This window comes from Zestosphaera sp., from assembly GCA_038843015.1.
GTDB lineage: Archaea > Thermoproteota > Thermoprotei_A > Sulfolobales > NBVN01 > Zestomicrobium.
Genome location: JAWBSH010000004.1, coordinates 34189 through 51915, shown reverse-complemented (window position 1 = coordinate 51915; position 17727 = coordinate 34189). Strand labels below are relative to the sequence as shown.

21 protein-coding genes are annotated in these 17727 nt (G+C 41.2%); 9 read left to right on the top strand and 12 right to left on the bottom strand.

The features are described from left to right. Nucleotides 1–45: 45 nt before the first annotated feature. From QXL29_04035 to QXL29_04020, 4 genes are all read right to left on the bottom strand, one after another. Nucleotides 46–822 (bottom strand): hypothetical protein, encoded by a 777-nt coding sequence (locus QXL29_04035; GenBank protein ID MEM2283762.1) that lies wholly within the window; start codon nucleotides 820–822, stop codon nucleotides 46–48. Nucleotides 823–877: 55 nt separating this feature from the next. Then, nucleotides 878–1213 (bottom strand): hypothetical protein, encoded by a 336-nt coding sequence (locus tag QXL29_04030; protein MEM2283761.1) that lies wholly within the window; start codon nucleotides 1211–1213, stop codon nucleotides 878–880. A gap of 11 nt (nucleotides 1214–1224) precedes the next feature. Next, nucleotides 1225–1575, bottom strand: a complete 351-nt coding sequence (locus tag QXL29_04025) for an Sjogren's syndrome/scleroderma autoantigen 1 family protein (protein ID MEM2283760.1) — start codon at nucleotides 1573–1575, stop codon at nucleotides 1225–1227. 71 nt (nucleotides 1576–1646) lie between these two features. Continuing rightward, nucleotides 1647–2159: a DUF367 family protein gene (locus tag QXL29_04020; GenBank protein ID MEM2283759.1), complete on the bottom strand. Its 513-nt coding sequence runs from the start codon at nucleotides 2157–2159 to the stop codon at nucleotides 1647–1649. A gap of 122 nt (nucleotides 2160–2281) precedes the next feature. Between QXL29_04020 and QXL29_04015 the strand changes: the two genes are divergently transcribed. The 3 genes from QXL29_04015 to QXL29_04005 are packed head-to-tail and all read left to right on the top strand — an operon-like array spanning nucleotide 2282 to nucleotide 4654. Beyond that, nucleotides 2282–2539 carry an Lrp/AsnC ligand binding domain-containing protein gene (locus QXL29_04015; protein ID MEM2283758.1) on the top strand — a complete coding sequence of 86 codons (258 nt, stop codon included), beginning with the start codon at nucleotides 2282–2284 and terminating at the stop codon, nucleotides 2537–2539. 19 nt (nucleotides 2540–2558) lie between these two features. After that, entirely contained in the window at nucleotides 2559–3902 is a 1344-nt protein-coding gene (locus tag QXL29_04010) for a tRNA(Ile)(2)-agmatinylcytidine synthase (GenBank protein ID MEM2283757.1), read from the top strand. Then, nucleotides 3899–4654 carry a hypothetical protein gene (locus tag QXL29_04005; GenBank protein ID MEM2283756.1) on the top strand — a complete coding sequence of 252 codons (756 nt, stop codon included), beginning with the start codon at nucleotides 3899–3901 and terminating at the stop codon, nucleotides 4652–4654. The genes QXL29_04010 and QXL29_04005 overlap by 4 nt, the downstream gene beginning before the upstream one ends. On the opposite strand, the gene QXL29_04000 is transcribed toward QXL29_04005, so the two are convergent. The 5 genes from QXL29_04000 to QXL29_03980 all read right to left on the bottom strand — a co-directional run bounded on the left by QXL29_04000 (nucleotide 4616) and on the right by QXL29_03980 (nucleotide 8816). After that, a complete protein-coding gene (locus tag QXL29_04000; GenBank protein ID MEM2283755.1) occupies nucleotides 4616–6283 on the bottom strand; it encodes a DEAD/DEAH box helicase in 1668 nt (555 codons plus the stop codon). The two genes, QXL29_04005 and QXL29_04000, sit on opposite strands and share 39 nt — an antisense overlap. A gap of 79 nt (nucleotides 6284–6362) precedes the next feature. Then, nucleotides 6363–6695: a hypothetical protein gene (locus tag QXL29_03995; GenBank protein ID MEM2283754.1), complete on the bottom strand. Its 333-nt coding sequence runs from the start codon at nucleotides 6693–6695 to the stop codon at nucleotides 6363–6365. Between the two features lie 313 nt (nucleotides 6696–7008). Continuing rightward, nucleotides 7009–7443 (bottom strand): RNA-binding domain-containing protein, encoded by a 435-nt coding sequence (locus QXL29_03990; GenBank protein ID MEM2283753.1) that lies wholly within the window; start codon nucleotides 7441–7443, stop codon nucleotides 7009–7011. After that, complete coding sequence (locus QXL29_03985) at nucleotides 7418–7978, bottom strand: AAA family ATPase (protein ID MEM2283752.1); 561 nt, start codon at nucleotides 7976–7978, stop codon at nucleotides 7418–7420. The genes QXL29_03990 and QXL29_03985 overlap by 26 nt, the downstream gene beginning before the upstream one ends. 100 nt (nucleotides 7979–8078) lie before the next feature. Next, the gene (locus QXL29_03980) at nucleotides 8079–8816 is read right to left on the bottom strand and encodes a metallophosphoesterase (protein MEM2283751.1); all 738 of its coding nucleotides are present in this window, start codon (nucleotides 8814–8816) and stop codon (nucleotides 8079–8081) included. A gap of 132 nt (nucleotides 8817–8948) precedes the next feature. Here QXL29_03980 and QXL29_03975 point away from each other — a divergent pair, with 132 nt between their 5' ends. The 3 genes from QXL29_03975 (at nucleotide 8949) to yciH (ending at nucleotide 11115) form a co-directional block, all read left to right on the top strand. Continuing rightward, nucleotides 8949–9161, top strand: a complete 213-nt coding sequence (locus QXL29_03975) for a hypothetical protein (GenBank protein MEM2283750.1) — start codon at nucleotides 8949–8951, stop codon at nucleotides 9159–9161. A 138-nt stretch (nucleotides 9162–9299) separates the two neighbouring features. Then, nucleotides 9300–10724, top strand: coding sequence for an ATPase domain-containing protein (locus tag QXL29_03970; protein MEM2283749.1), 1425 nt, complete (start codon nucleotides 9300–9302; stop codon nucleotides 10722–10724). A gap of 58 nt (nucleotides 10725–10782) precedes the next feature. Then, nucleotides 10783–11115 (top strand): stress response translation initiation inhibitor YciH, encoded by a 333-nt coding sequence (yciH, locus tag QXL29_03965; protein ID MEM2283748.1) that lies wholly within the window; start codon nucleotides 10783–10785, stop codon nucleotides 11113–11115. Between the two features lie 266 nt (nucleotides 11116–11381). Here yciH and QXL29_03960 read toward each other — a convergent pair whose 3' ends face one another. The 3 genes from QXL29_03960 to QXL29_03950 form a co-directional block, all read right to left on the bottom strand. Beyond that, nucleotides 11382–12308 carry a transcription initiation factor IIB gene (locus QXL29_03960; protein MEM2283747.1) on the bottom strand — a complete coding sequence of 309 codons (927 nt, stop codon included), beginning with the start codon at nucleotides 12306–12308 and terminating at the stop codon, nucleotides 11382–11384. 277 nt (nucleotides 12309–12585) lie between these two features. Further along, nucleotides 12586–13803, bottom strand: a complete 1218-nt coding sequence (locus QXL29_03955) for a pyridoxal phosphate-dependent aminotransferase (protein ID MEM2283746.1) — start codon at nucleotides 13801–13803, stop codon at nucleotides 12586–12588. Between the two features lie 359 nt (nucleotides 13804–14162). Further along, nucleotides 14163–15254 (bottom strand): family 1 encapsulin nanocompartment shell protein, encoded by a 1092-nt coding sequence (locus QXL29_03950; GenBank protein ID MEM2283745.1) that lies wholly within the window; start codon nucleotides 15252–15254, stop codon nucleotides 14163–14165. A gap of 433 nt (nucleotides 15255–15687) precedes the next feature. On the opposite strand from QXL29_03950, the gene QXL29_03945 reads away from it, so the two are divergent. From QXL29_03945 to QXL29_03935, 3 genes are all read left to right on the top strand, one after another. After that, nucleotides 15688–16209 (top strand): DUF2299 family protein, encoded by a 522-nt coding sequence (locus QXL29_03945; GenBank protein ID MEM2283744.1) that lies wholly within the window; start codon nucleotides 15688–15690, stop codon nucleotides 16207–16209. Between the two features lie 288 nt (nucleotides 16210–16497). Next, nucleotides 16498–16689: a hypothetical protein gene (locus tag QXL29_03940; GenBank protein MEM2283743.1), complete on the top strand. Its 192-nt coding sequence runs from the start codon at nucleotides 16498–16500 to the stop codon at nucleotides 16687–16689. A 310-nt stretch (nucleotides 16690–16999) separates the two neighbouring features. Further along, on the top strand, nucleotides 17000–17713 hold the full coding sequence (locus tag QXL29_03935) for a CdvA-like protein (protein MEM2283742.1): 714 nt from the start codon (nucleotides 17000–17002) through the stop codon (nucleotides 17711–17713). Nucleotides 17714–17727: the final 14 nt, after the last annotated feature.

Genomic DNA, 17727 nt, shown 5'->3' with positions numbered 1-17727 from the left:
ATCACGTGATTACTTAAAAAGCTTTAGCTTCTTAACATTGATTTTTCACTCAGAGAAGAACTCAACAGATTTAAGCATTGTGTGGGTTAATTCAGGGTGTCTCAGAGTTGCTTGAATAACTAAATCTTTTATTATCTTGCTAGCTTCGCAGGCCGTCTTAGGAAAGATGAGCTCTACATCAAGTAATTCTGTAAACTTAAGTATGTATGAGAGAGCCATCACATCTACCCTATCCACTCGCGCGTAGGGAAGTATAAGAGGAACCCCGCTAATTAGACGCCCCTCCATCTTCAGGACCTTCAAATCTCCCACACCTAATATTACGTGTTCTAAGAAAGCCTCGTTAAGGTCTGTTAAAGTGTAAGGGAGTAGTACTGCTTGGGCGCCCTCAATTAACCAGAGATTTTCTTCTATATTTTTAAGAGCGTTCTCTAAAGACTTTATAGTATAGCATTCAACTACCTCAATTATTTTTTCGAGAACACTATATCTCACGTTCTCGTTTCTCTCTAGATACTCGCCTAGCTTTCCTCCCTTAATTACGTTAAGTACTCTTCTAGAAGACACTATAGAAACTGTACCTCCAAATTTTTTCTCGATTTTCGAGAGCATGTAAGCTAGTAAGAAGCCTTCTAATATTCTCTCAATAGGTATGTAAGTCATTATCACTGGACTCTTACCTAGCTTGACTTTCTTAGAAAAACTGTGTTTCACGTGATTTTCAAGAGATTCCTCCAGACAGAATGGACACAGCTTCTCTCCCGAGCTTTGCCTGTAGTAGAAAGCTCCTCTCTTCCCGCACGTAGTACATAAAACTCTCAAGGAGCTGATAGTTGAAGGCAGGATTCCATCACCTCATAAGCGAGGATTACTCACACTAAGGCATATCTTTGAAAATCATTAGTATCTTGTTTATTATCTCGTCGTATGTGGCTTCAGTAATTGTGTCACTACCTAAAGTAGTCACGATCTCCATAACGTCTTTATCTAGCTCGTAAGACTCTGAGATCAGCACTTCACATAATTTGCTGAAGTACTTACGCAGTTCTTCAGAGCTAATTAACCCGCCTAACCACAGATTGACTGCGTAGCCTGCTAAGCATGTAATGAATAAATTTAAGTAGAAAACACCTCTTGCCTCGCTTATGTGTTCTAACATCGTAATAATGTCTGTTAGTGGGGGAAGAGACTTGCCACTCTTAGGTTTACTCAAGTTAAGTCCCCTCAAGTCTTTCTTATTCTTCTAACTCTCTCTAGAATATCTAGTAGGTAAATTAAGTCCTTCATCTCGCTTGAGTTAATGTCTTCTTTTAAGAAGAGTTCTACGTATGTGTGGAGCTTCCTAGCAACAGCTTTTTCAAGCTCTCTCAAAACAGCTGAAGATACTGCTTCAACAGCTTCTTCCTCACTCTTGACTATCTTAACAGGACCATGGACGGGACAAACAATCTCGCCACTCCTGGCCCTGAATAAAGGTAGCCCACATAGAGGACATGTTTGCTCGAGCATTATGGCGCCAGATCGCATTAAATCACTCATCTTCTTTACAACATTGTTCTTTTCTTCTTTACTCAATCTCCCACCAATATGTAATCTGGCTTTCAGGGAATAAAGACACTTCACTACCTACTCAAAATAATTAATCATCACGGTTGAAGACCCATAGACCTTAAAATTTCGTTCTGGACCTTAATTAATTCTTCCGCGGATTTTGTGCTGGAGTATCTCTCTAGGTATTCTTTGTTTAACTCATAGAAGGTCAGGCCCCACTTAAACTTACTCAGAATCTCTAGCGAGTATCTCTTAAACCCGGTTATATAGAGAGCTGCGGCAACCGCTTCAACACTACTTAACTTGGTTAGGACCCCATAATTTATTGGATTCCCTGCCTTAAGAACTGGTAGAACTCTTTGCTCGTATCTACGCCTACCAACCATGCTTCTTAAGTCTTCAAGTCCGGAATTCCACGATGTATCTAAAACTACTACACCATACCTCCGTAGTAAGGCGGAATCAGATGGTTTGAGAATCTCTTGACTAAAAGGATTGAGAACGACCGAGTGAGGCGGGATCTCTTTAGCATGTATCCTCACCGCATAACCTAACCTAACGAGTTTTAGAGCTGTCGATAACTTAGGATTATCGCCACCAAGCCTCACAACATATATTCTAGGTTTTGCTTCTAGTTCCAGAGAGCTTCCCGAAACTAAGTCTGTATCTCTTAATTTAAAGCATTAAATTTATATTCTCGCAGCGTAAAGTTAATTTTGGTGATGTATAGGTGCCCGAAGCTATAGTACTGATAAACACCAACATAGGAACTGAGGAGGAAGTCATGAACGAGCTACTTAAGATAGAGGGAGTCTCTGAGGCCTATATAGTGTATGGAGTCTATGATATCGTAGTGAAGATTAAAGCACCTACTACCGAGGCGCTTAAAGAAATAATATCTAGCAAGATAAGGAAGATATCTAACGTCAGATCTACTCTAACCATGATAGTCGTGGAGGGTAAGGAAATTACTAAGAAGAGTGCATGAGACTCATATAGAGGTACATGTGGGGTTAGACGATACAGACACAGACCTAGAAGGATGTACTACACACCTAACGTTCAGAATCTTAAGTAAAATACTAAGTGAAGTCTCTAAAGCGTTTTTCTCGGATTATCCCTTACTAATTAGGTTGAATCCAGTAATACCTTTTAAGACTAGAGGAAACGCCGCTACCTCCTTCTCTCTCAAAATACCTGAGAATGATTTAAGCACTTTGAAGAATCTAGTGATTAGTGAGTTCCTTGAATACTTAGAAACTATTAAGGGCGGCGGCGTTGAGCCAGGTATAGCTTTTCTGTATGGAAATATTCCAGACGAGCTTAGTAGGCTCTACAGAAAGGCGTTGACAGACTATGTTCATAAAGACTACGTTACTGAAATAATTAACAGATATAAGGAATTTATCGAGACACCCCTTGGTTACTCAAGAGGCTTAGTAGGGGCGCTAGCCGCTATAGGCGCGTCAAATACTTTAGTCGAGTGCACGTACGAGATATTAGTATACAGGGTCAGAGACAATTACTCACGTGATAGGTGCGTTAATGAGGAGTCTATTAAAGCAATGGATAAAGTGTTTCGTGACCAGACATTCCTGAACTACGATTACGAAAATAACAAACCTCTAATAATGCCTTCTGGTCGTAACCCAGTATTACTAGGCATTAGAGGAGAAGATCCAGTAGCTTTAGTGAAAGCGCTGAAAACACTGAGTCTGTGCGAAGATTTTGAAGGCTGGTTAATATATAAGACTAACCAAGCCCTCAACGTACATCATGTAGAGAGAAGTATTGAGGAATTCAGGCCTTATCAAACTGGCTGTGTTAAGGGCAGAGTCGTCGAGAACCCAAGCATCCGTCTGGGCGGCGACGTCCTCTTAAAGCTTAGTAGTCTTGAGAACGAATACTCGTTATGGGCGGTATTCTTTAGTGAGACTGGACTAGGGAAGATAGCCAGGTACTTAATGAGGGGAGACGTGGTCAGAGTGTGTGGTGGTGGGAAGTGGTGGGAGGGTCTAGGATTAGTAATACACGGTGATTTGCTAGAAGTAATAGAGTTAGTTAGTGAGACATTCAAGAATCCTCTATGCCCTATATGTGGTCATAGAATGAAGTCAGCTGGTGTAAGAAAAGGTTGGAAATGTCCTGCTTGTGGATATAAATCTCTTACTTTAAGTAAAGATAAAGTGAAGATAAATAGAAAAATTACTGTCGGTACTTATAGGCCGGTAGACCATGCAATCAAGCACTTGATAATGCCGCAGTCCAGGGTCGGCAGGAGGAGTCCCTGTGATAAAGAATTAGTAAGCGAGTGGATTCATGTGCGTAAAAACAGGTCGATCTCTTTATGAGGATTGAAAAAGGAGCTAACGTATATGTTTTAAGTAAGTATCTTGAGAATCTGCAAGTTATTGAAGAAATAATAAGGTCTGAGAAATGGGTAGAGAGTTATGTTCTGCTGAAACCTCTAGTCGCGCAAGTCCGAATAAAAAACTCTGTGTTGAGGGTAGGAATACCTGTAGCTTCAATATTCACTAAAGAGTCCCTAACGAGTAGAGAACCAGATTTTGTACTTAATGAAGATGTGTGGGCAGATGCCAAGAAATTCATTGAGTCTGGAAGAGTAGTCTTTTCAGGCGATTTCATAATTAGGAAGTTCCCGTTCCTGAGTAAACTAAGTAAGGGAATAAGTTTTGCGGGAGTTAGTGAGTGTGTTGTTCTGGACTTAGAAAACTCGGTGGGGTTAAACGAGTATTTAAGCAAACTCATTAACACAAGGCATATACTAATTACTCACTCGCTGAAGGAAACTAAGGCAGAGATTACGAGAGGTTCTCTAAAGAGTTTCTGGACAACTCACTTTATTTTATCAGGTCTTGAGGTACCTCCAGAGGAGTTATCTCTAGAAGTCTGCTTAAGAGTTGACAGCATACCTAAGCTGAAGATACTCTTGAAACCTCTCCTAAGTATTAATGAGCATGTTATTTTGGGTGAACTACCGCTAAACAAGTCTCTCGTGATTAATTACTCACAAGTCACTAACGAGAACTTAGAGTATCTCTTCTCAGAAATCTTGGTCAGGTCCCTCATATATACCTGCTAGGTCGTCTAGACTCACAGTTTTTCTTTTCTTAGCCTGAAATTCCTCGCTACTTCCTCTGACTACTATCTCATACAATATAGCTTCCTTACCTGGTTTAGGTCTTAACAACCTCCCCAGTCTCTGAATAAATTGTCTGCGTGACCCAGTTCCGGCAACTAAAACCCCTACTGAGGCGTCAGGTATGTCTAGACCCTCATCACCGACTGTAGTCACTACTAACACTCCTCTTTCAGCTTTCCTAAACTGGTCTAGTATAGACCTCCTCTTAGCCTCCTCCATTTCCCCAGTAAGTAAATAAGCTCCTAACACGTCAGCTATTTTCTCTGCTAACGTCACGTAATGAGCGAATACTATTATTTTCTTGCCTTCGTTCAGCTCGCGCTCAACTATCTCTTTAACTTTCTCTAGCTTTGAGTCACTCATAGACAATATCTTCAGTATTTCACTATGTATTTCGAGAGCTCTGATGGCCCTCGCGTCACCTCGCTTAGCCAGATCTACTAAAGTCTTGAAATCTAAGCCACCAACTAACTCACGAAACTGTTTTCTCAACTTCAGGTATTCTTTTCTCTCATCACTTTTCAGGTCTACCTTAATAGTTTCTATCTTAAACTTAGCTAGAAATCCTTTTTCAGCTAGTTCCTGCGTAGTCTTATAGTACACTACCCCACCCATGAGAGGAAATAATTCTGTGTGCTTCCCGTCTTCCCTGTACGGTGTTGCGGAGAGACCTAGCCTGTACTTAGCTGGCGATGTTATGGCTATATGCTTGAACTTCTCTGCCGGCAGGTGATGGACCTCGTCAATTATGAGTAAGTTGAAGTACGGTGCTAACTTCTCTATGTACTTAAACGCCGTCTGGTAGGTAGCTAGAGTCACTGACGATATTTTCTTTTCTCTGCTGTAGTAGAGACCTATGTGTGACGACGGTATATCAGTGAATGTCTTTATGAACTTCTCCCACTGCAGTAGTTGCTCTTTCGTGTAAGTTATTATGAGTGTCGCTTCATTAATCTTTGATATGGCTGCTATACCTATGTGTGTCTTCCCTGACCCGGTAGGTAGTGCTATTATCCCGCGACCTGAGTTACCTAACCATGCATTCAACGCTTCCAACTGGTACTCTCTAAGATTACCCCTAAAGCTTATCTTTACTGGTAAGGGGATCGAGTCTTTTAAACCCGTCAGATCATTTACGCTGAAACCTAAGCTAGTGAGGACTTTCTTAAGTTCATGATATTTAAATGGATGCGTATAGAAATACTTACCTACTTTATCATATTTCAAGAGTTCTTTCAAGCGAGACTGATATATATCTCCTAAGTACCTATTAAAAGACAGCACTAACTTACCTTCCTTGAGATAGATAGTTGCATTCCCTCTAACCCTGCCGAAAAATTCTCTTAATCTCTCTTCAAAAAACTCATCATATTCTAGCCCGACCTCGTCAAGAACCCCCAACACGTCATCTACTGTAAGCCTCTTACTAACTAATTTGTGTTTCGATATCCTGAAAATTAATTCGTCACCCTCCCTACCCAGATACTCAGCAATCTCCACGACTTTCCTGAAGTCTTCTTCGCTCATCCAGCCCCTATACCTGACAATCAAGTCATCAGAAGAACTCATCCCGACCCCCTAAAGTCGCACTCAAAGCACTTACTGTTCTCGTTCCTAACCGTAGGAGTTATCGCCCCCATCAAAATACCTACTCCTCATACAGCTCCACAGTAATCCTTGCTCTGATATTCTTACTTGCGAAGGGGGGCGGCTCTTCACCTAAGTCAACAACGGCCGAGACATTATTACCTAAGCTATCCACAAACCTTATCTTAGCTACGTAAGAGTACCTACCGCCTCCCTCAATAGCTTTCATGAGAGCATCATACATTCTCGAAACAGCTATCTGAAAAGATACTGGATCACTTAGGTCTTGGGGAGACAGCCTCACTTCAGCTAATCCCTTAGCTATGTTAATCAGAACCTTCTCTATCTCGCCGTAACCCTCAAAACTCAACGTGTATTTTATCTCATCACTCAATTTCTCGACCTAATGAATACTGCGCGTTAAAGATAATAAACTAAGTGATGATATTGCCTAACGCAACTGTTTCGGGTTTCGTATCTGTTCATGTTGGTTGATGTAGGTGGGGACGCTTGTAAGTGTTTCTAGTGCTTCATGCGTGGGAATAGTTTGATGAGGGTTTGAGAGCCCTGTAAAGCGAGCTCCCCCCAAGCTACTCAAGATGTGAGGGTTTAGGAACGCCCCGAACACTCTCAAGGATAACGCAAACCGAAAACCGAACATAAGAGTTGAACCCCTATATCGAGTTACCTGACTTATTTATCTACACCTACACTTTTGGGATACTCCTCTCCTGTATCGGGCGTCCCCCTACAGTCTTCGGAGCTAGCCAATCTATCACTTCATCTATCTTGTCGCTGGTTATCCTGACCGTTATAGGTCCTAGTGGCGACTCACTATCTAAGGTTACTAAAGTAGCTCTACCTACGTAAGCACTCTGCTTGTTAAGTCTAAACTCTGTAGTGTTACCTATCTTGTTACTGAGTAGAACACTTCTGAATGTGTCAAGGATTCTCTCCTGTCTTAAGATTCTATGAAGCTTTGCTAGGGACTCTATCTTACTACTTTCACCAACTAACTTACTGTAAGGATAGTCTTCTATTACTTCAACCTTATCTAGATCGAAGAGATTAGTTACGGCTTTCATAACTTTATCTTTGTCTTCAGTAGGTCTTACCTCACACGTTACAGTCAGCGTGAACATCTTTCATAGCCTCCTTAATCATCTTCAGCGCTTCCCCAACGACTAGTTCTATGTCTTTCCCTTCATTCACTATTATTAAGTCAGCCATCGCTATAACATTCCCTAGACCCAACTTCAGTTCCTTAAGGTCTCTCTCAAGAAATTCTTGATAATTTTTGGGATCGTCTTTCCTACCTCTACTTAACAGTCTCTTAAATCTTTCTTTAGGTGATGCGTGAACAGCGATTAAAATGACTTGAGTCCTGCTTCTGAACGTATTAATTTCTTCTAAGCTTCTGACGCCGTCAACTACGTAAAGAGAGTCTTCACTAATGTTGGCTAAGACTAACTTAGCTATTACATCAGGACCCAACTCCTCCCTCAACTCACTGGCCAACTTCATTAAATTATCTCTATTCACTGGAAGTCCTCTTTTAAGAGCCTCTGATCTCACGAAGTCGCCCATATTTAGTAACTTAGCATTCAAGTATTTCGCTAATCTCCTAGCAACTTCCGACTTACCAGCTCCCGGCATTCCAGTCACGCATATAAGCATCATCTCTCCCCGCTCCTAAGCATAACTTAATGAAGCTCTAATAAACTAAGTAAGACTTGCTCGAGTATTTTAAAAAGATTTGAAAGCCGCTGCATAGCAACTACTTGCTCACTCTATAGTTTTCCAGAGTTTTCCTAGGCTGTATTTCAACTTGTGTTAAGCCTTTTCTAGCCGGTAAAGACACGTTGTAAATTTTCGTATTCCCCATCGACGCCTCAACTACTCTAGCGTTATGCGCGTGAGCGTGAATTACTATGTCTGGCTTAGCTTCCTTCACTACTTTCTCCATTAGCTGAGAGCCCATGAAAGGGTAGATTCTTTCTGGCTCTCCTTTAACAGTTAAGAAGGTTGGGGCGTAGTGGGTTATCAGTACTACGAGCTCAGCATGTCTCCTGGCCTCATCAATAAGAGATTTCAGTATTCTCGGTCTCTCTATATAGACTAGCCTGAGTTCCGGCTTATTTCTCTTCTGCCAGTAAGTCAGCCTATCTAAAGAACCTCTAGAGCCTATGAAAGCGATATTTACACCCCTAATATTCATTAAAGTCATTGAATCATTCAGCCATAGCAGTTCAGGATATCTACTCATGAAGACATCTTCATACTCGTGATACTCCTCGTTACCGAACACTGATATGATTGGCGTGTTAGGGAATTTTGTCTTGACTTCATCAACTATGACTTCTAGCTCGTCAGCCTTACCCTCATCAACCATGTCACCAGCAAAGACACACACGTCCGGCTTAAACAAAACCATAGACCTGAGTGAGGCTTGAAAAATGTGGATATACCTCCTCCCGTGTACATCGCCAACAGCACATATCTTGATAGGCTGCACCCCACACCAACCTCTAAGACACAAAGTAGTTTGAGGGGTTAATAACAGATTTCCTAGAAGAACGTGTGACAAAGTAATTAAGAGCGATATTAGCTTATTAACTAAAATATGAAAAATGTGGTGGTGAACTCGATGGGCATGTTGAGAGGCATTAACGCGTCAGGACACTTAGGCTGGGTAACTAAAAATTGCACTATATGTAGGAAATCACTACATGTTGGGAGAGACATCTTATACACTTGCAGTAAGTGCGGCATGGATAAAGTAATCATTTGTTCTGGAGACTATAAAGCCTTAAATGGTAAGTGCCCCTACTGCCGCTCAGAACTCGTACCTCTCTTGTGAATTAAGCCGAGAAAAGACTTAAAGAAGGTTTTGCCGTATTTAAATTCCTAGTTAGTGAGTTCGATCATTATAATTTTTATTTAGGAGAGATACTTAATTATATTAAGAAGCAACGAGATCAACTGGGAGGTTGATGTCGTGAGGGAATCAAACAAGTTTCTAAGACTTGGTATAGAGGGATTAGATAAGATTTTAGGGGACTTTATTTCTCCCCCGTATACTATGGTTATAGCAGGACATCCAGGATCTGGAAAGACTACTATGGCTTCTACTATATGCTACTCTAATGCTCTTAAGGGGTATAGATGCCTGTACGTATCCCTGCAGGAGGACAGAGAGAAGCTCTATAAATACATGAGTATGTTAGGGCTTGACCTAGAGAAGACTGAGTCTGCAGGGTCTTTAAGATTTGTTAAGATACCTATGACACTCGATATAGAGGGGGTTTCTGAAGCAATAAGCAAGTTTGTTTCTGAAGATTATGATGTGGTGGTGTTAGATTCTGTAAATCCTCTTTTAGATATACTCGAGAAAGATAGTGAGAAGAGGTCTTGGCTTCAAAACTTCTTCTACACGATATCGCGAGTAATTAACGGTTTACTCATACTGATTGCTGAGATGCCTTATGGTTCTGAATCCCTAGAATTAGGGAGTATTGAATTCGTTTCCGACGCAGTCTTAATACTGAAGCATAGGAAGGAAGAAGGCTTCTTGGTTAGGACGCTTGAGATCAGGAAAGCTAGAGGAGCTCCGATACTGCTGGCAGAAATACCTATTTCAATACGTGAGGGTAAAGGAATTGAGGTTTGGGTGCCGACGATATTAGATGAAGTTGTTGAAGCAGGCGAAGAACTCGAATTGCCTTGCAGTCTACTTCGCAAGACACTAAATCACATACATAAGGGTATGGTTATAAATATCACTTACCCGCCAGACAGTGATTACATAGATTTAGCCATAATGCTACTTGGTTTGGCCGTGAAGGAGAATATGAAGCTACTCTTTATAAGCTATAAATACCCGCCAGTCTCGATACGAGAAGCTCTAGTACGTAGTCTCGTTAATAAGGGCTTCAACAAAGATTTGAGTGAGAGGCTAGTTAAGAACCACGTAGTATTCAAGAGTGTTAACCCATTCTCATATAGTGTTTCACAACTCGTAGCACGTGAATTATCAATAATTGAGGAGCTAGACCCACACATAGTAGTTTTCCACGGAGTTGAGATACCTCGACATACTACAAGCGTTAGCGACCATATTCGAGAACTCTATAATCAGATGAATTACTTGAGAAAGTTAGGGAAGATAGTTGTTAGGATCGGGGCTTACACAGACGATTTTAGTTATAAACTAGAATCGAGAGTTGCTGATGTCATAGTAAGATTCGAGTACGAGGGCTCAGAAGGTAATATCGGCTTTAGAGCTTACTTATGGAGGAGATTCAAGCAACCTTACGTAGCAATTAGCAAAGAAATGTACGAATGTATTGAAGAGACCGTGAGTCTCATAAGAGAGTTAACCGCAGTAGCTTCCGAATCAGTAACGCTAACTAGCTCGGATTAGCTTCCTCCAGAAACCTTTATAAACTTTTGAGAGTTTATTACATGAAGTAGGGTGTGAGATGAGCAAGAAAAGCAAGGTGGATATAGTCTCTCTATGTGGTGGGTTACCAGAGGAACTTTGTGTTCAGTTAGGTGCTGAGGAGCAACTCATTAAGATCAGGTTAGAGAAGAGGAAGTTCGGTAAGGAGGTCACTATTATAGAGGGTATAGACCCATCAACTTATGACTTAAAGAAAGTAGCTTCTGTTCTCAAGAGTAGATTAGCGACTGGCGGTACGGTCAAGAATAACCATATAGAAATACAGGGTGATCAAAGACAGAAAGCCAAAAATATACTTGTCGAGGAGTTCGGTATTCCTGCAGAGAGTATAATATTCATAGAAACCGAATAAAATTCTTTTAACTATAGAATAAGAGACAGATACCTAACCGTTTCCCGTCTTAGGTTTTCGTAGTTCTTCTTAGGACAGGTCGTTAGGGTTTTCCTGAGTCCCCTCCTCACGGTCTGCCGCGAGTCTCGGAAACCCAGAGTTACCAAAACGTTCATAAGCTTCAGAGGCTTAGAAGTCCTTGCCCACACCCAATCACATTAAAAGCTTTGAAAAACCTAAAACCACAGACAAGAAACAACTCCCTAACCCTAAAAAGTGAGAGGAAATTAATCTTCCTCGTCTTCCGGAACTTTAAGATTTAGTTGTTGTGTTATCTCTCTATATCTGTTTCTCACTGTAACTTCAGTCACGCCAGCTACTTGAGCTATGTCTTTTTGGGTCTTCTTTATACCGCAAAGTCTGGCAGCTATGTAGACCGCTGCCGCGGCTACTCCTGCCGGGTCTTTACCTGCAGTGATTCCAGTACTTTTAGCTAACTCAAGTATTTCCTTAGCCTTGGCTTCTACTTTCCCGCCGAGCCCTAACGCTGAAATCATTTGCGGTATGTAATCACTAGCTCCTGAGACAGGTATCTTAATGTTGAGTTCACGAACTAGTAACCTGAAACACCTGGCTATTTCCTTCTTTTGAGTCTTAGTGTATTCTGCGATGTCGTCAAGAGACCTGGGCAGTTTGTAGAGTCTACAAGCTATGTAGAGGCAAGCAGCGACAACGGCTTCTACAGCCCTACCCCTAACCACACCTCTCTCGACAGCTTTCCTATAGATACTTGCGGCCTCGTCCTTGATAGCTTCAGGAAGACCCAACTCCACAGCTAACCTATCGAGCTCTTCAGCTGCTTGAGTTATGTTCCTGTCTATGCTATTCTGTATCCTAGTCCTTATCTGCCACTTACGCATACGCATAGCTTCTAACTTACGCTCTAGCTCAAGCTTCTTGCCTGAAGCATCCCTATCACGCCAATCAATCATGGTAGCTATGCCGCTATCATGTAAAGTCTGTGAGAGTGGAGAGCCAGAACGTGACCTCCTCTCCTTCTCTTCAGGAGTAAACGCTCTCCACTCAGGACCCTGATCTACGACCCTCTCCTCAATGACTTCACCACTCTCAGTACATATATACTCTCCCCTGACCTCATCGTAAATAATCTTACCCGGAGGACATCTATCCTCCTGCTTCTCATGCTCTGCCATCTAGACCACCTCCGTAAACCTTAAAAACTCTTGTTAGAGAGTTAATAAGCTTTTTTACTAGATTAAAGAAAACTTCTGCCCAAGCTCTTAATAGCAGACTAACGCTTAACAACCTGCTCTCCCATAATATTATGCTTGATAAGACGTGCTATTGTTTTCTTCTTGTTTTAGTTTTGTTCACGTGAGACTAAACATTAGCGGAAAGTGTGAAAGTCTATAAATTCAGTTCAGCCTAAGTCTAAAATAATAATTGATCGCGGCTTAACAGAATCTGGAATTATTGCTTTTCTAGTTCATTTATGAATTCCGCCATTATCTCGATGCCTTTTCTAAGCTTATCTTCTGGCTGTGTTACGAAAGTTATTCTAAGGTAGTTGTTTCCGTAATTACCGAATATGGAGCCCGGTAACATTACTACTCCTTTCTGATCTGCTAGTTGATACGTGAAATCGATGTCGTTCATCTTAAGTTTTCCTAGGTAAGGCGACATGTCAGGGAATAAATACATAGAAGCTGGTGGTTTCCACACTCTTGCTTCAGGTAAATACTTTCTTATAGCGTCGTATAGTGCGTCTCTCCTAGACCTATATATCGGGAGTACTTTACCCAAGTATTTTTCTTTTATGCCTGAAGTGAGTGCGTAGTAAGCAAACCACTGTCCAGGAACAGGTGAGGTAATACTTAAGAGTCCTTTAATCTTGACCATCTCAGATATCACTTCTTTTGGTGCGTACGTGTACCCAACTCTAAAGCCAGGTATAGCGACATCTTTTGAGAATGAGTTGATACTTATTAGCTTCTCCATGGTTCTAGAGTATCTCTGAATCCACACATGCTCGCCCTCATATATGACATGCTTATAAGCTTCATCATATATGAGCCACACATCATTGTCTACACATAAATCAGCTATGAGCTTCATTAAGTCTTCTCGTATTACTCTGCTAGTCGGGTTGTCAGGACTAACTACTATGACAGCAGCTGTATTCCTGCTTATAGAGTTCTTTAAACATTCTTCCTCGGGCTGGAAATCATTATCGATTACTTGACTACATCTTTTTATTCTCAGGTCATACAGTTCTGCTAAATCCCAGTATACGCTATATGTCGGATCTAGTAAAACTATCTCGTCGCCAGGGTCTGTAGTAGTTATTAGCGACAAGTTCATTCCCTCAACACCGCCTGAAGTCACAACAATATTTTCAGGATCTACTTCAAAGCCACCATACTTCTTTAAATCATCCTTGATAGCTTCACGTAGTTCGTACAACCCCTTCGTAGATAGGTATCTAAAATGATTAAAAGGATTCTTAACGAGCCTGCTGTAGAAGTCATTAATTAAGTCTTCATCGGGTGGGAGGCCTGGCTGACCAGCAGAGTAATTATAAACAGTTCTTCCAGACTTAAGGAGCTCGTCAACTTTAGCTACAAGCCTTCTATGAGGTGAAGGCTTTATTTTTGAAGACCTTAACGAAATCTTTCTCGTAAATATCACCCGAATATCTTCTCAACTAAAATTAAAAAAGCTTTAATTCATATTAGTACTCTTTAAATCTCACAACGAGAACTTAAAGCATGTTAATGCACTAACTAAGCAGGTATTCAAGTCTTTAGTTATTAATTACCTGGATAGGACGCGTTTTCCCCTACTCTCAGGGGCTAGGCTTTCCGAGAGCAATGATTCCTAAATTCATAATCTCAGGCATTACTATCAGCTAAATAATGATGAGGTGTTTAAGACTTAGTACAGAAGTTAAAACGCATTAAATCATTAAGTTGCTCTCAAACCAATGAATTATCCAAAATTTCAGAAGTGAGAGAATTTAAAATATTGGTAGTTGAAAATACAGATAGTTATTTTTTCATAAGATGCACTATCGCTTTAGGATTCTTTATCCTTAATACGAGAGTTTCCCAAAGTCTGTATAAGTGTTCGTCAGCTGAGGGTCCTAGGTAGTCTAAGACTGTATCAGCTCCGACAACTAAATCTATCATGTACTTGTTTGTTGAAATTACTAAGACATCATTATCAGTTAATAGAGGGGTCTGCACAACCTCACTCACTAGAGCTTTAACTCTCTCTAGTTCCATGACGCCTGCCCTCTCAGTGTATCTTAATAGGTCGGCATATCTTGCCGGACTCACTAACAGCACGTAGGGTGGTGGTATAGCTTCATTAATTAAGCTCTTAACTGCTTTCGAGACATCTGCTACTGGATTTCCTGGTATGCTCCAGTCACTTAATTCGTCCTTAATACTCATCTTACAAGTGAGGAGTCCGGGCCACCCCCTCTCTAGGTCTCCCTCAAGAATTATTTTATCTTCAGCCAGAGCGAGCTTTGTTGAAGCTAGTGAGAGTGGCGCCAGGTCTGGCTGAATCCCTGTCTTACTCCAGTAATCTAATATCCTCACTTTAATACTGAATTGAGTGCTAATCTCGCTAAGCATCACCACCTTACTAATCTTGGACCTAGCAGTTTCTTCCACTACTGCTTCTTCTAGTGGGAGAGCCTCAACCCCCCTACCTACATGAACAACTCCTAGCACTTTACGTAACTTCCTAACCGAGTCAACAATCTCCTTAGCTTTAATACTCAGCTTCTTTAATGTTTCATCTTCTGTAGTCTCCTGAATCGGTGGGTCGTTATCCGATACCGTAATCCCAGTTAATTCTTTCACTTCCTTAGCACCCGCTTTAAGCTCAGCTACTTGCTCAGGGTCTAAAGACTTAAGTAAGGTGAGGAACTCGCCTACATGAGTCTTCTCTTCCTTAGCTATGTCTTCAAATACCTTCCTAACGTTTTCGTCTTCAGAATACCTGGCTAGCTGTAGGTACAGGTTTATAGCGTCTAGCTCAGCTATTATAGAGAGTCTCAAAGCTTCAGCTACTTCCTCCTTACTAAGCTTTCTGGGTTGCGGTAACTCTAGAGGATGTTTACCAAGCAAACTAACACCCCTATAACATCTTACTAGAAGGATTAAATACTTAATGTGGCTGTTTGTATGTTGTTTAGTTTTGGTTTTTTGGTTATTTGGGTTACCTCTGTGGGTTTCGGGAGCTAACGTAAAGGTATATAAGCATCCACGTGTTTTAATAGCTGGGAGCCGATGAGCTGATGAGTCGTTGGCGAGGGACGAGACTCTGTGAACCACTCTTCGCCGATGACTCTAGGGATCCCTACGACACCCCTGGAGCCGTAAGCGGGGAGAAAAGAGATAAACAGGTGGGATGAACCCGTACCCAGAAAAACCAAAAACAGCTAAAACAACCAAAAACTAGCTAACGGACACGGGCAACCACTTAAAGAGAATGCTTATTAATAGCTTATTAATAAGTGTATAATAATGTCCTCAACACTCATATAGTTGGTGGCGTTAAGTGAGTCTTCAAGAGGACGAGCTAATAAGTAAGTGGCTTATAGAGGAGGGCTTTAATATTAGGAAGCTTGAGACACAGCCACATTTCAGGATTGCTTGGGGTCTCGACGTCTTCACGCAACCCCCACTCCACGTGAATCTCAAGATTTTCAGGCCTGAGGGTAGGGAAGACCGTTATGTCCTCTTATTAGGTGTTGCTGTATCCCCAGAACATAAGAAAAAACTAAGTGAGTTGAGTGCTGAGGAGGCATTAAGGTTCTCGTCGAAGCTCATGTACAGAATCATTACTGTGTGTCCAACATGTAATACTGGACTACAACCAAGTCCCGTAGACCTTCAAGCGATTACGGTAGCGCGAGTAGTGTTCAGAAGTGAGTTGAGTGAGGATTATAAGCCTAAATTCGTAGAACACCTCTACACGTTAATAAACACTTTCTTCACCATAGTTTCCACTTTTAACGAAGACTTTCCAGTAATTCCTCCCAAGACGAAAACAGGAAAAGAGCCCTCAACGATACTCTAGATAGTACCGCAATTCTGACGGAGAAAACTCTGTAAGGTAATCAGGCTGCAAACTTATTATGCTGGTTAATCACTTGATAACTCAACTAACTGCCCACTCTAGATTCACTCACTTTATAAGGCAAATGTAATTTTTGTATTTCATGAGATTTTTTACCTATAACACACTGTACACACTTCAATAAAATTACTTACACATTATTATAAAGATTTACCTGAAGAATACAATGAGACAACCTTCAATAAGTTTATATACTTCCTAGTAGATATTATTAGTGCGGTGAAAACTATGGAGAAGTGGATGGCTTTTGATGTAAAAGCCAAGAAGAAAGTAGAGATTCAGAACCCGCAATTCATGAAGCTGAAGAACAACAGATGGGCAGTAGTAGGCACTAGCCCCGAGACTAAGATCAAGGTAGTTAGGTTCTTAAGCAAGAAAGAAGTCGAGGACCTCAAGAAGAAGGGACTAATTAAAGAGTAAACTCAAATCCTAATCTCTTTTTATTTTTAATTCAAATCCTTCTTAACTCCTACTACACAGAACTCTTGAATGACGTCTATCGGTAGTTTACATTAATAGAGTTTGCCCTGCAACTATAGTCTCAGATATAGGGGGTTCGTGAACTATTCACCATGTGATGAGAACTGCACAAAATCCAACACGACATTGCTAGACCTGAAGAAAAGTGCTTGAGAAATTAGTGAAGTTCTTTCAGAAACCCGAAAAACACCCCCCGACTCCTTTTAAGTATTTCTATGTTTGTCAGTATTACTGTGAGGTGTTGAATGCAGTGGTAATAACTTTAGATCAAGTTGATAAGTATGTGGGTCAGTTAATAAAAGATGAGTATGGGAGAGTCATTGGCAGGTTAGTAGCTACGTTCAGCAACGTTTCTGGAGAGGTAGAAACTCTAGAAGTAGTGATTAATGACGCTATATACGAGAATGTCCCGGTCAGCAGAGTCAAGCTAACGCCTGACGGACCTGTCGTAATGCCTGAGTGGAAAGTTCTAGCGATAGAAGCTGAGAACAAGCTCGACAGAGTTAAGAGAAGATTAAGAGCTACTGAAGAGTTGTTTAGGAAGGCTTCTATACCTGCACACGCATACGAGGAATTAAAGAAGAAACTAGATAGTGAGTTTAGAGCACTCAAGGAAGAAGTTAGTAAGGTTAAGGAGCTTCTTAGGAAGAGAGCAGGTGAGTTAGAGGATCTCGTAATAAGACTTGAGAAAGACATGACTAACATGCAGATACTCTACATGGGTAACGAAATAAGTGATCAAGCGTATAAGGCAGCCTCAGAACTTCTCAGAAATAACAAAGCTAAGGCACTCGATGAGAAAAGAGATGTTGAGAAACACTTAGAACTAATCACGAAGTTGGAGAGTGAAGCCGGTGAAATAAAGCCTGTTACAGAGGTGACTCCACCGCCTGCTAAGCCTTCCCCCAAAGAACAAGGTAAGGCAGAACAACCGATACAAGTACAAGTAATAGACGTAACGTAACGTCATGGAGGGGT

Excerpts from the sequence above, each read along its gene's own strand:
- QXL29_04005 (MEM2283756.1), top strand. The coding sequence starts at position 3,899 with ATGAGGATTGAAAAAGGAGCTAACGTATATGTTTTAAGTAAGTATCTT.
- QXL29_04000 (MEM2283755.1), bottom strand. The coding sequence starts at position 6,283 with ATGAGTTCTTCTGATGACTTGATTGTCAGGTATAGGGGCTGGATGAGC.
- QXL29_03990 (MEM2283753.1), bottom strand. The coding sequence starts at position 7,443 with ATGTTCACGCTGACTGTAACGTGTGAGGTAAGACCTACTGAAGACAAA.
- QXL29_03985 (MEM2283752.1), bottom strand. The coding sequence starts at position 7,978 with ATGCTTATATGCGTGACTGGAATGCCGGGAGCTGGTAAGTCGGAAGTT.
- QXL29_03975 (MEM2283750.1), top strand. The coding sequence starts at position 8,949 with ATGGGCATGTTGAGAGGCATTAACGCGTCAGGACACTTAGGCTGGGTA.
- yciH (MEM2283748.1), top strand. The coding sequence starts at position 10,783 with ATGAGCAAGAAAAGCAAGGTGGATATAGTCTCTCTATGTGGTGGGTTA.
- QXL29_03960 (MEM2283747.1), bottom strand. The coding sequence starts at position 12,308 with ATGGCAGAGCATGAGAAGCAGGAGGATAGATGTCCTCCGGGTAAGATT.
- QXL29_03940 (MEM2283743.1), top strand. The coding sequence starts at position 16,498 with ATGGAGAAGTGGATGGCTTTTGATGTAAAAGCCAAGAAGAAAGTAGAG.